This window comes from Bacteroidota bacterium, from assembly GCA_016722565.1.
Classification (GTDB): domain Bacteria; phylum Bacteroidota; class Bacteroidia; order 2-12-FULL-35-15; family 2-12-FULL-35-15; genus 2-12-FULL-35-15.
Window position 1 is genome coordinate 54954 of record JADKIU010000004.1, and the last position, 12493, is coordinate 67446.

The 12493-nt window shown below is 35.1% G+C and carries 13 protein-coding genes and 1 tRNA gene; 11 read left to right on the plus strand and 3 right to left on the minus strand.

The features are described from left to right. Position 1: 1 nt before the first annotated feature. Complete coding sequence (locus IPP64_13290; protein MBL0330362.1) at positions 2–865, minus strand: ChaN family lipoprotein; 864 nt, start codon at positions 863–865, stop codon at positions 2–4. A gap of 297 nt (positions 866–1162) precedes the next feature. Here IPP64_13290 and IPP64_13295 point away from each other — a divergent pair, with 297 nt between their 5' ends. The 10 genes from IPP64_13295 (at position 1163) to IPP64_13340 (ending at position 9362) form a co-directional block, all read left to right on the plus strand. After that, on the plus strand, positions 1163–2023 hold the full coding sequence (locus IPP64_13295) for an ATP phosphoribosyltransferase (GenBank protein MBL0330363.1): 861 nt from the start codon (positions 1163–1165) through the stop codon (positions 2021–2023). Between the two features lie 57 nt (positions 2024–2080). Next, positions 2081–3358, plus strand: a complete 1278-nt coding sequence (gene hisD / locus IPP64_13300) for a histidinol dehydrogenase (protein ID MBL0330364.1) — start codon at positions 2081–2083, stop codon at positions 3356–3358. 4 nt (positions 3359–3362) lie between these two features. After that, positions 3363–4430: a histidinol-phosphate transaminase gene (hisC, locus tag IPP64_13305; protein MBL0330365.1), complete on the plus strand. Its 1068-nt coding sequence runs from the start codon at positions 3363–3365 to the stop codon at positions 4428–4430. Beyond that, positions 4423–5535, plus strand: a complete 1113-nt coding sequence (gene hisB, locus IPP64_13310) for a bifunctional histidinol-phosphatase/imidazoleglycerol-phosphate dehydratase HisB (GenBank protein MBL0330366.1) — start codon at positions 4423–4425, stop codon at positions 5533–5535. The genes hisC and hisB overlap by 8 nt, the downstream gene beginning before the upstream one ends. After that, on the plus strand, positions 5536–6117 hold the full coding sequence (hisH, locus tag IPP64_13315) for an imidazole glycerol phosphate synthase subunit HisH (GenBank protein ID MBL0330367.1): 582 nt from the start codon (positions 5536–5538) through the stop codon (positions 6115–6117). Continuing rightward, positions 6114–6893, plus strand: a complete 780-nt coding sequence (gene hisA / locus IPP64_13320; GenBank protein MBL0330368.1) for a 1-(5-phosphoribosyl)-5-[(5-phosphoribosylamino)methylideneamino]imidazole-4-carboxamide isomerase — start codon at positions 6114–6116, stop codon at positions 6891–6893. Before hisH ends, hisA begins: the two co-directional genes overlap by 4 nt. Continuing rightward, positions 6887–7642 (plus strand): imidazole glycerol phosphate synthase subunit HisF, encoded by a 756-nt coding sequence (hisF, locus tag IPP64_13325; protein MBL0330369.1) that lies wholly within the window; start codon positions 6887–6889, stop codon positions 7640–7642. Before hisA ends, hisF begins: the two co-directional genes overlap by 7 nt. Before the next feature lie 24 nt (positions 7643–7666). Then, entirely contained in the window at positions 7667–8260 is a 594-nt protein-coding gene (locus IPP64_13330) for a bifunctional phosphoribosyl-AMP cyclohydrolase/phosphoribosyl-ATP diphosphatase HisIE (GenBank protein MBL0330370.1), read from the plus strand. A 156-nt stretch (positions 8261–8416) separates the two neighbouring features. Continuing rightward, positions 8417–8983, plus strand: a complete 567-nt coding sequence (locus IPP64_13335; GenBank protein ID MBL0330371.1) for a hypothetical protein — start codon at positions 8417–8419, stop codon at positions 8981–8983. A 1-nt stretch (position 8984) separates the two neighbouring features. Next, positions 8985–9362 carry a DUF1987 domain-containing protein gene (locus tag IPP64_13340; protein ID MBL0330372.1) on the plus strand — a complete coding sequence of 126 codons (378 nt, stop codon included), beginning with the start codon at positions 8985–8987 and terminating at the stop codon, positions 9360–9362. Positions 9363–9516: 154 nt separating this feature from the next. Here the strand turns inward: IPP64_13340 and era are convergent, their stop codons facing one another. Next, entirely contained in the window at positions 9517–10398 is an 882-nt protein-coding gene (era, locus tag IPP64_13345; protein MBL0330373.1) for a GTPase Era, read from the minus strand. A 120-nt stretch (positions 10399–10518) separates the two neighbouring features. On the opposite strand from era, the gene IPP64_13350 reads away from it, so the two are divergent. Beyond that, positions 10519–10591: transfer RNA gene (locus tag IPP64_13350), tRNA-Met, on the plus strand. A 42-nt stretch (positions 10592–10633) separates the two neighbouring features. On the opposite strand, the gene IPP64_13355 is transcribed toward IPP64_13350, so the two are convergent. Beyond that, positions 10634–12322, minus strand: a complete 1689-nt coding sequence (locus IPP64_13355) for a T9SS type A sorting domain-containing protein (protein MBL0330374.1) — start codon at positions 12320–12322, stop codon at positions 10634–10636. Positions 12323–12493 lie beyond the last annotated feature (171 nt).

Genomic DNA, 12493 nt, shown 5'->3' on the forward strand with positions numbered 1-12493 from the left:
ATTATTGTTGCGTTTTTGTCATGGACTCCGGTGTGCAGATAATAAAATCGGCCAAACCAATGGATGCTTTATCTAATGCCTCAAAAGTTGGTTGCTCTGTTGATCCAATGGTAACTATTTTTAAACTTGAATTTTCCTGTTTTAAATACCATTCGATGCCTTGGTGATAATTACTATGATACGAACCATTGTAGTGAATGAATGTTTTTCCTTTAGTCCAGTTTTTTAAAATGAAGTAAGCCATTGTTGCATCTTTTATCGCTTGCGATTTCGGTAAATTTTGTCCACCATGTCCTCCTGCTGATTCAAAAATGTCTTTGTAGCATTTTAAGTTTGCATCATATTTCATTGGTAATGGAGCAATCCATTTTTTTGCTTCTGAATCAAGACTATCTAATTTTTCAATTCCTTTATTGTAAACTAAATTTGCATAGCGTCTTGGAATATTTGCAGCAACAAAGTTTAAGTTGTTCGCTTTTGCAAAATTCAATAATGGTTTGTAATCTGTATTGTAATTATTCCAAAGTTTAACTTCGTCCTTTAACGTTTTATCAGAAATTTTAGATTGTAAATATTCATTGATTGCTATTTGATCATCCGCCTCAAACATTTCTGCTCCTAAAACCAAATTGCTCTTTTTTGCTTCGTACAAATCTTTCGTTAGCTCCAATTGCAGCCAGTGCCCAATTGGGTTGTCATGCAATTCGCCAAATAAAACAATGTCAGCTTCTTTTGCGCTTTTTAATAATTGCTCGTAGGTAGCTACTTTTCCATTGATGTCGAACAGTTCATAAGCCTTTTTATCTGCTTTAAAAGATAAAATGCTTAAAGAAATAAGGATTGCGGAGAAGATTTTGGTTTTCATTTTAGGGATGTTTTTTATCAAATTTACTTAAATTTACATGTGATTTTAAAATAAATTTGCTTTGTATTTGATTTATTACATACATTTGTCCCATAAATGAAAACAACACTATCTATACATCATCATCATACTTACTCAAAAGGTAAGCAAGGGGTGTATTGTGTAATTTAGCACAAGATAGTAATATCAATATATTCAGAGGGCTTACCATATTGGTGAGCCCTTTTTGTTTTTGGCCTATATCATTAGAAAATCGAAAAAAAAATAGATTATTCAGTAATTATAAAAAATGTTAAAATGGAAATGAAGTTAAAAATTGCAATACAAAAGTCGGGTCGATTGAATGAAGATTCAATTAAAATTTTAAAAGAAGCCGGGATTGAATTTAATAATGGTTTAAATAAACTAAAAGCGGAGGCCGTTAATTTTCCATTGGAGGTCTTTTTTTTAAGAGATGATGATATTCCTCAATATGTTGAAGATGGTGTTGCAGATATCGGAATTGTAGGAGAGAATGTGGTCATTGAAAAAAATAAAGAAGTAAAAATTGTTGATCGTTTGGGTTTTGGTAAATGCAGACTATCCATAGCGATTCCTAAAAATCAAAAATACAAAGGGATTCAGGATTTGGAAGGGAAGCGTATTGCAACGAGCTATTCTACTGTCTTGTCGAAATATTTGAAAAAAAATAAAATTAATGCGGAGATACATGAAATAAGTGGCTCGGTTGAAATTGCACCCGGTATCGGATTGGCAGATGCGATTTGCGATTTGGTAAGTTCCGGCAGTACCTTGTTTACAAATGGCTTGAAAGAGGCAGAAGTGATTCTTAAATCGGAAGCTGTATTAATTGCTAGTAATAATTTATCAACTGATCAAAAGCAGATTTTGGATCGCCTTTTATTTAGACTCAATGCAGTAAAAAAAGCAAAGAATAATAAATACATTTTGTTAAATGCTCCCAATAAAAATTTGGATGCCATCTGTAAAATTCTTCCAGGAATGAAGAGTCCAACGATACTTCCATTAGCAGATAAAGGTTGGAGTTCTGTTCATAGTGTTGTTACGGAGAATGAGTTTTGGGACATTATCGAAAAATTAAAAGCAAAAGGAGCAGAAGGCATTTTAGTGGTGCCAATTGAAAAAATGATTTTATAACATCGAACCTGTCAATTGCTGTGCAGGTTGCTAATTCAATAAGAAAAATACGAATTTATGAAAACAATTAAATATCCTTCACGAAACGATTGGTCTGAATTGCTAAAACGTCCAGCGATTGAATCTGTTGAGCTTGAAAAGCTGGTTCAGCAAATCGTAATGGATGTTCAGCAAAATGGTGATGCTGCATTAAAGAAGTATACTCGGGAATTTGATAAAGTAGAGTTATTAAACCTGCAGGTGTCAGAAGAGGAATTTTCTGTAGCAACAAAGAATATTTCGGAAGATTTAAAGAAAGCCATTCAGGTAGCAAAAATAAATATTGAAAAATTTCATGCATCACAAAAAGAAGAAATAAAAGTTGTTGAAACAACGGAAGGGGTTTTGTGTTGGAGGAAGTCGGTAGCTATTGAAAAGGTTGGTTTGTATATTCCTGGAGGCTCCGCGCCTTTGTTTTCAACCATTTTAATGTTAGGAGTTCCTGCTCAAATTGCAGGATGTAAAGAAATTGTATTGTGTACACCGGCTAATCAAAACGGGATTGTGAATGATGCGATTTTATATACTGCACAATTGCTAGGAATAAAAAAGGTGTTTAAATTAGGTGGAGTGCAAGCAATAGGCGCAATGGCGTATGGTACCGAAACCGTTCCAAAAGTTTATAAAATTTTCGGGCCTGGAAATCAATATGTCACTTCCGCTAAACAGTATGTAAGTAAAGCCGGTGTTGCAATTGATATGCCAGCAGGCCCCTCTGAACTTGCAATGTTAGTTGATAATACGTGTAATCCTCAATTTGTTGCTGCCGATTTATTATCACAAGCAGAGCATGGTGCCGATTCTCAAGTAGTTTTGGTATCATCTAACGAACCTATAATTAAAAAGATAATTGAAGAATTGGAAATTCAATTAGAATTATTGCCTCGAAAAGCAATAGCCTTGAAAGCACTTGACAACAGTAAAGCAATTGTTGTGAAGGATAATGCTGAGGGAATGGACTTGCTGAATGCCTACGCACCAGAGCATTTAATCATTGCATGTGAAAACGATGAGGGCTTGGCAGAAAAGGTGATGAACGCAGGTTCTGTTTTTTTAGGGAATTATTCCTGTGAAAGTGCAGGCGATTATGCATCCGGCACAAATCATACCTTGCCAACCAATGGTAATGCAAAAGCATACAGTGGTGTATCTTTGGATAGTTTTGTCAAAAAAATTACCTTTCAAAAAATTACTGAAAAGGGAATGAATAACATTGGTCATGCGATAGAATTAATGGCAGAAGCCGAAGGTTTGGAAGCCCACAAAAATGCAGTAAGTGTTCGATTAAAAAAATAAAATTATGTTTGAATTAAATAATGTTCTTAGGGAAAATATTAAAAAGTTAGTTCCATATTCTTCTGCAAGAGATGAATACAAAGGGAAAGACGGAATTTTTTTAGATGCCAATGAAAATGCATACGGCTCTCCTATTGCAACGGAAGGAAGCGGTGCTTTGAATCGGTATCCGGATCCATTACAATTGGCTGTAAAAGAAAAGTTGAGCAAAATAAAAGGTCTGCCCATTGAAAACATCTTTTTAGGCAATGGAAGTGACGAGGCGATTGATATTCTGTATCGTGCATTTTGTATTCCGGGAAAAGACAATGTGATTGTTTGTCCGCCTACCTATGGGATGTACGAGGTGTCGGCTAATATCAATGAGGTAGAGGTAAAAAAAGTACCATTACTGCCTGAAACGTTTCAATTGGACGAAGAAAAAATTTTGGCAGCAATCAATGTGAATACAAAGTTGATTTTTATTTGCTGCCCGAATAATCCTACGGGAAATGGTGTAGCATGGGATACGATAAAAAAAATACTTAATACATTTCAAGGAATTGTTGTGATTGATGAAGCGTATATCAATTTTGCCAGTTACAGAAGTTTAATTCCGGAATTGTTGAATTATCCTAATTTGGTAATTCTTCAAACGCTTTCAAAAGCCTGGGGTTTGGCCGGATTGAGAATAGGGATGGCATTTGCTTCCGAACCGATAATCGATGTTTTTAACAAGATAAAACCACCTTACAACATCAATGTGGTTTCACAGGAATTGGCATTGAAAGCCCTTGATAATGTTAGCCAAGTGAATGAGTGGATTAAAACAATTGTTGAGCAACGTGAAAAATTAAGTGCAGAAATTGCGTTGTTGCCATTTGTGAAAAAGGTATATCGCAGTGATGCGAATTTTATTTTAGTGAAAGTGGTGGATGCTCCAACACTATATTATTTTTTAACACAACATCAAATCGTAGTAAGAGATAGAAGCAAGGTGGTTTTGTGTGATGATTGTTTGAGAATAACAATCGGTAAAAAGGATGAAAATGAACAATTGATTTCAATTTTAAAAAAATATAAAAATGGGTAAAAAGGTATTGTTTATCGACAGAGATGGGACATTGATCTGGGAACCGCCAGCAGATTTTCAGATTGACAGTTTCGAAAAATTTAAATTTCTTCCTGGAGTCATTACCTGGTTGGGAAAAATTGTTCGTGAATTAGATTATGAATTGGTAATGGTTACTAACCAAGATGGTTTAGGTACAGATTCTTTTCCTGAAAACACATTTTGGCCGGTTCAAAATCTAATGGTTCAAACCTTGGAATCAGAAGGGATTGTGTTTGCTGAAATTTGTATTGATCGAACATTTGAAAAAGACAATGCACCAACTCGTAAACCGAATACTGGTTTGTTGACAAAATATCTGTCGGGGAAGTATGACTTAAAAAATTCATTTGTCATTGGAGATCGTCTCACAGATGTGAAATTGGCTAAAAATTTAGGAGCCAAAGCGATTTTTATTACGAACTATGATAAATCAGATTCACACAAAAATGATATTGCGATTCAAGTAGATAGTTGGAAAGAGATTTATGAATATTTAAAAATACCGGATAGGAAAATTGTGCATGAACGAATTACGAAAGAAACAGCCATTTCAATTGAATTAAATTTAGATGGAAAAGGGAAGTCAGCAATTTCAACTGGATTGGCTTTTTTTGATCACATGTTGGAACAAATTGCAAAACATGGAAATATTGATTTGAATATCACTGCGAAAGGAGATTTGCACATTGATGAACATCATACAATAGAAGATGTTGGTATTGCTTTAGGAGAAGCCTTTTTAAAAGCATTGGGTGATAAAAAAGGAATTGAAAGATACGGTTTTGCTTTACCAATGGATGATTGTTTGGCACAAGTAGCAATTGATTTTGGAGGAAGAAATTGGATTGTATGGGAAGCGGACTTTAAGCGAGAAAAAATCGGTGAAATGCCAACCGAAATGTTTTTTCATTTTTTCAAATCGTTTAGTGATGCTTCTAGATGTAATTTAAATATTAAAGCAGAAGGAACAAATGAGCATCACAAGATTGAAGCAATTTTTAAAGCATTCGCAAAAACAATAAAAATTGCTGTAAAAAGAGATATGGAGAATATGAGTTTGCCAAGTACAAAAGGGATATTATAAATGAAGGTAGCAATTATAAAATACAATGCTGGGAATATTCGTTCCGTTTCTTTCGCTTTAAAGCGAATTGGTGTAGATCCCATTGTTACGGATAACATTGAAGATTTGAATACGGCCGATAAAATTATTTTTCCGGGAGTAGGTGAGGCCAGCAGTGCAATGCGTTATTTGAGAGATAAGCAACTCGATAAAGTAATTTGCAATTTTAAACAACCTGTTTTAGGTATTTGTTTGGGAATGCAATTGTTTTGTGAAAATTCAGCGGAGGGCAATACCGATTGTTTGGGAGTATTTAAACAAAAAGTATTGAGATTTTCTGATGCGAATAAAGTCCCCCAGATTGGCTGGAATACGATTGAAAATTTAAATTCGAAAATTTTTGATCGCCTGAAAGAACAAGAATTCATGTATTTTGTGCATGGATATTATGTTGAAAAGTCAGAAAATACAATTGCAATAGCGAACTATGGAATTGAGTACAGTGCGGCTTGGCAGAAAGGAAATTTTTATGGAGTGCAATTTCATCCTGAAAAATCGAGCGATGCCGGACAACTTATTTTAGAGAATTTTTTAAACCTATGAACGAAGTAAAAAACAATATCAATACACATTCCACTGTTTCGATAGAGGCAAGAAGCTTTGTTATCCCTGCAATAGATATTATCGATGGGAAATGTGTTCGATTGACGCAAGGAGACTACAATCAAAAAATAATTTACAATGAAAATCCTTTGGAAGTTGCCAAACAATTTGAAGATATTGGAATTATACGATTACATCTGGTTGATTTAGATGGAGCAAAAAAAGGAGAAGTTGTCAATTATAAAGTTTTAGAAAAAATTGCTTCGCAAACGAAGTTAATTATTGATTTTGGTGGAGGTATAAAAACGGATGAATCGATTGCGAATGTTTATGATTCAGGAGCCACGATTGCTACTGTTGGAAGTGTAGCTGTAAAACAAAAAGAATTGTTTTTTTCTTGGGTTCAAAAATTCGGTGCTTCCAAACTATTGTTGGGTGCAGATGTAAAAGGAGAAAATGTTTCAATTAACGGTTGGTTAGAAACAACAACAATCAATGTTTTTGATTTTGTTGAGGAAAATAAAAAACAAGGTGTTTTAAATTTATTTTGCACGGATATTTCGAAGGATGGATTATTGCAGGGTGCAAGTGTTGATCTGTATAAAAAAATTATTCATAATTCGCCACAGGTAAATTTGATTGCAAGTGGAGGAGTGACATCATTAAATGATTTAGATGAATTAAAAGAAATTGGCTGTAAAGGAGCAATTGTTGGAAAAGCCATTTATGAAGGAAGAATTACAATGAAGGAACTTAAAAAGTATATTGAATGTTAACAAAACGAATAATTCCTTGTTTGGATATTAAGGATGGGCGCACGGTGAAAGGTGTGAATTTTGAAAATATTCGTGATGCAGGTGATCCTGTTGAATTGGCCATTTTATATAGTAAACAAGGTGCTGATGAATTGGTGTTTTTGGATATTACCGCAACGAACGAAAATCGAAAAACTTTGTCGGAATTGGTTACTCGAATTGCTCAAAGTATTAATATTCCATTCACTGTAGGTGGAGGAATTAGCTCGATCCAAGATGTTGCAATGCTGTTAGATGCCGGTGCAGATAAAATCTCCATCAATACATCCGCATTTAAAAATCCTCATTTAATTCGGGATTTAGCAAATCAGTTTGGTAGTCAGTGTATTGTTTTAGCGATTGATACAAAATTTGAAAACGGTGATTGGTTTGTGTATTTGAATGGGGGTAAAGTAAAAACAGATAAGCGAACATTGGATTGGGCAAAGGAAGTGGTTGCTTTGGGAGCGGGAGAAATTTTGCTGACTTCAATGAATAATGATGGAACCAAAGCCGGTTTTGCAAATGATATCACTAGATTGATTTCAGAAAATGTGAATGTTCCGGTGATTGCAAGTGGTGGTGCTGGAGATTTGACACATTTTAAAGATGCGTTTTTGCTTGGAAAGGCGGATGCCGCGCTGGCAGCCAGTGTTTTCCATTTTAAAGAAATTGAAATTCCACAATTAAAAATATTTTTAAGAGCAGCTGGAATTGATGTTAGAATTTAATATGTATGTAATAGATTTATAGTTATGAAGCCAAATTTTAAAAAGTCAGCCGATGGGTTAATTCCTGTAGTTGTTCAAGATCATAAAACAAATGTGGTTCTGATGTTAGGATATATGAATGAAGAAGCATATCAGAAAACAACTGCAGAAAAACGAGTGACCTTTTTCTCACGTTCTAAAAATCGTTTGTGGACAAAAGGAGAAGAAAGTGGAAATTTTTTGGATGTGAATACTGTTCTGTTGGATTGTGATCAAGACACACTTTTGATAAAGGTTACGCCTAAAGGTGTTGTCTGCCATACCGGTTCAGATACCTGTTTTGATGAAAAAAATCAAATGAATTTTCTTTCACGTTTAGAAGGAATTATACTGGACAGAAAGATGAATCCGGATGATAAATCTTACGTTTCCAGCCTTTTTGGTAAGGGAATGAATAAGATTGCTCAAAAAGTAGGAGAAGAGGCTGTGGAGTTGGTAATAGAGGCAAAAGACAACAATCCGGATTTATTCCTTGGTGAGGCAGCCGATTTATTGTTTCATTACCTGATTCTATTGTCTGCCAAAGGGTTAACTATTAAAGAAGTGGTGGATTTGTTGGAAAAAAGAAACCAGAAATAGCTGTTTTTGAGGTCGATGTTCTGTTTTAGAGCAAATTAGTGTATAAAAATATGCTTTTTTACCCCTAATATTTAATTAATTTTCTTATAATTGGTGAAATTTTGCAGAGAAAAGGCAATTTTTTTTGATAAGAATAATTATTCTATGGATTTAAATATGAGCGGTTCAGTTGAAGAGGCTATTTTTACTAACAAAGTAAATAGTATCAAGGCTGCTTTTAATGTTGCGGATCGTAAAATTATCGTGTCGCATATTGGAGAACTGGATCAAGATAAGGTAAATACTATTTCTACATTAGTGGAAACACAAATGGAGTATCTTGGTGTTAGCAAAAGCGCAATCAAAAAGATTTTTAATATCGTTATTGAAATGCTTCAGAATATTTGTATTCATGGAGAGAAAGACAATAACGGTTATCAAATGACCTATTTTATTATAGGTAAAAATAGCAATGAATACACCTTGTTTTCTGGAAATATTGTTAGTTCAGTTGTTGCGGAACGTTTAAATAAACGTCTGAATGCCATTAAATCGATGAATGATTCAGATTTGAAAAAACAATACATGGATGTTCTTTCGAATGGGGAGCTTTCCTCAAAAGGAGGAGCGGGCTTAGGCTTTTTGACAATTGCATTAAAATCCAATAATGAAATTGATTTCGACTTTGAAGTTTTAAATAAAGAATATTCATTGTTTTCATTACAAGCAAAAGTATCCGGATAACATGAAGCGTATAGAAATACAGGCATCGAACAATACGCCACATATAATTTTAGATGCGGGTGCAAATAATTTGTTGATTGAAGGGAAGTCTTTTCCTGAAGATAGCAAGGAGTTCTATCGCGAAGTGATTGACTGGATGGATGAACTTAAAACAACTAATCCCAAGGAAATAAAAATTAATTTCAACTTATTCTACTTGAGCTCATCTTCTATTATTTCTGTAAAACAGTTTTTAATGAAGTTTGTAGAGTTAAGCAATGCCGGGACTAAAACAACAGTTGTATGGTGTTATGATGAAGATGATGATGATATCAAAAAAACCGGTGAAGACTATCAAAAGCTAACCAAACTAAATTTTGAATATAAAATTAACGAGTAAGCTCGATTGTTATAAAAGCAAAAATCCCCAATTGATTCAGTTGGGGATTTTTTTTGTTACATCTTAATGATTAAATTAAAAAAAAATTAAAAAACAACTTTTCCTTAGGTCAATTTAACAGGAGCGGAAGTGCTTCGAAAGAATCATTTAGCGCTTATCCACTATACCCAAACCGTTTTAATTGCGTATCACTATCACGCCAGTCTTTGTTTACTTTCACAAACAATTCGAGGAATACTTGTTTTTGAAAAAACTCTTCCATGTCTTTGCGTGCTTCTGTTCCCACCTTTTTTAAAGCTTTTCCTTGGTGACCAATGATGATGCCTTTTTGGGAATCGCGAACAACCATGATTTCTGCTCGGATTTTAATTATTTTTTCTTCGTTTTTGAACGATTCTACAACAACCTCAACGGAGTAAGGAATTTCTTTTTTGTAGTTGGTCAGAATTTTTTCTCGGATGATTTCTGAAACAAAGAATCGTTCTGGTTTATCTGTTAATTGGTCTTTGTCATAAAAGCCCGGACTTTCAGGAAGAAGTGCCAGAATTCGGTCAAACACATAGGAAACATTAAATTTCTCCAATGCAGAAACTGGAATTACTTCTGCTTTGGGTACTTCTGTTTTCCAATACTGTACTTTTTCTTCTAATTTGTCTTGGGTTGAAAGATCTATTTTATTAATAAGAAGCAGAACGTGTGCGTTTGTGTTTTTAATCTTATGAAGCACTTTCTCCTCAATTTTTATGTCTTCGTAGATATCGGTAACAAATAAAATAATATCAGCGTCTTGAAGTGCGGTATTTACAAAATCCATCATCGACTCCTGAAGTTTGTAATTGGGCTTTAATACACCCGGTGTGTCAGAATAAACGATTTGAAAATCCTCACCATTTACAATTCCCATGATTCGGTGGCGAGTAGTTTGTGCTTTTGATGTAATAATAGAAAGTCGTTCACCCACTAATACGTTCATTAGTGTTGATTTTCCTACATTGGGTGATCCAATAATGTTTACAAACCCTGATTTATGAGCCATTTCAAAAAATGTTGATAAGATATTTGGACTACAAAGAAACAAAATATATCTTTGCACCGCAATTTAAAAAGGCAGACAACCTTTTTCGTTCTTTAAGACATATAAAATATCGCGATATATTGCGGGGTGGAGCAGTTGGTAGCTCGTTGGGCTCATAACCCAAAGGTCATCGGTTCGAGTCCGGTCCCCGCTACTAGTAGCCGGTTCTTTTGTAAAAAAAAGGCCGGCTTTTTTGTTACTTTATAAGATTAACTTTTTGGGTGAAGCGGCCTTTTTCTGTGCTTAGACGTATGAAATAAATACCGTTCGCTTGACTCGAGATATCAACTTGGGCACTGTTATTATTTACTTTTTCAGAAAGGATATCTTCTCCGAGCATATTTATTACCTCTATTTGAAAAATTTTTGTTGAGCTGTTTACACTGAAAATTCCATTGGCAGGATTGGGAAATATATTAAAATCATTACTAGCACCATTCTCTGAAATTCCATTAGGTTCAAAATGATCAGGTCCAATCTTTACTAAAAAAATATTTGGGGAACTAGTAGAATATGGAGCTAAATTTAGAGAGCCAAAAGTAAGAGTAGGGCTGTCAAAATGACCTCCAACATAGGTGTTTCCGAGCGGATCGATACAAGTAGCCCATGCTTGGTCATTTGCATTTCCTACAGAATTTTCTGCCCAAGTCACATTCCCTGCGGCATTGTATTTAGCAATAAATATGTCGCTGGTAATTCCCGAACCTGAATTGGTTAAAACGGAAGTTCCCATTGTGATGGCATTACTGTTAAACCAACCTGTAACAGAAGTATTGCCTGCTGCATCAGAAGAAACGCTGTATCCTCTATCATCTTCCGATCCTCCTGCATTCTTTGCCCAAAGGACATTTCCATTCGAATCATATTTTGTCAAAAAGAAATCAAAATTACCTGCACAGGGTAGTATAGTGCTTCCAAAAGTAACAGAGGTGCCATAACCATATTTTCCTGTTATGTAAATATTATTAGCAGCATCAGAAGAGATCCCTGCTCCTGCAGAGGCCGCAGTTCCAGCCGTAGCACCCCGTCCCCATAAAATATTTCCTGCTGCATCGTACTTTGCAGTGAAGACAGTTTCCGAACTTGTAGTACTAATTGTAACCGTGTCAAAATTCATCGTAACAGGACCGGAATCATATAGATCACCTGTAATTACTGGATTATTATCTGCACCTACAGTAATACCATATGCTCTTGCAGAATAACCTGGACCAGAAGATTTTCGCACCCAGATCACGTTACCCAGTGAGTCATACTTAGCCAGGAAGCAATTCTCACCTGGTCCTGTAGCTGAAAGGTTTATTGCGTCAAAAGAAGCACTGGAACCTGCAAACCACCCGGTAATATATACATTATTGCTGGCGTCAGTTGCTACTCCTGCTGCTGATTGCACATTTAACCCCTTGGTATTTTTAACCCACAGAACATTCCCGGAAGGATCGTATTTTAGTAGGAAAGCTGCGTTTCCCGCACCAGGTGTTTTTGTGATGGTATCGGTTCCAAATACAAGAGGTGAACTACTTTGCAAACCTGCAATCAATACATTATTGCTGGCATCGGTGGTAATGCTTACTCCTTCATCCGTTGAAGGTGAGCTCACTAGCCCTGTTCTTACCCAAAGAAGAGTTCCTGTGGCATTGTATTTGGCCACATACATCGAAGCTCCGTAAGTTATTGTGGTTGTTCCAAAATTCATTGTCGGACTTCCGCTACCACGACCGGTGATGTATACATTGCCGAGATTATCGGTACAAACTCCGAATAAATAGTCCCCACAGCAAGCTGCACCCGCTTTGTTTGCCCATAAATAATTTGGGATTTGTGCAGTTAAGGAAATCGTAATTAGTAAATAAATGCTGATTAAAAGAGTGAGTTTGATTTTCATTTGTAGAGTATCTCTTCCTCCAAATTTACAAAAAATATAATTTTAAAACAATAGCAAATGAGAGAGAACTGGAAGGAAGTCAAAAGATTAGCACGTTTGAATAATTCCTATAAATCGATTATTCTATTACCTTTGTGCCTTTGAAAACAAGCCGAAGAGATATTAAAAAAA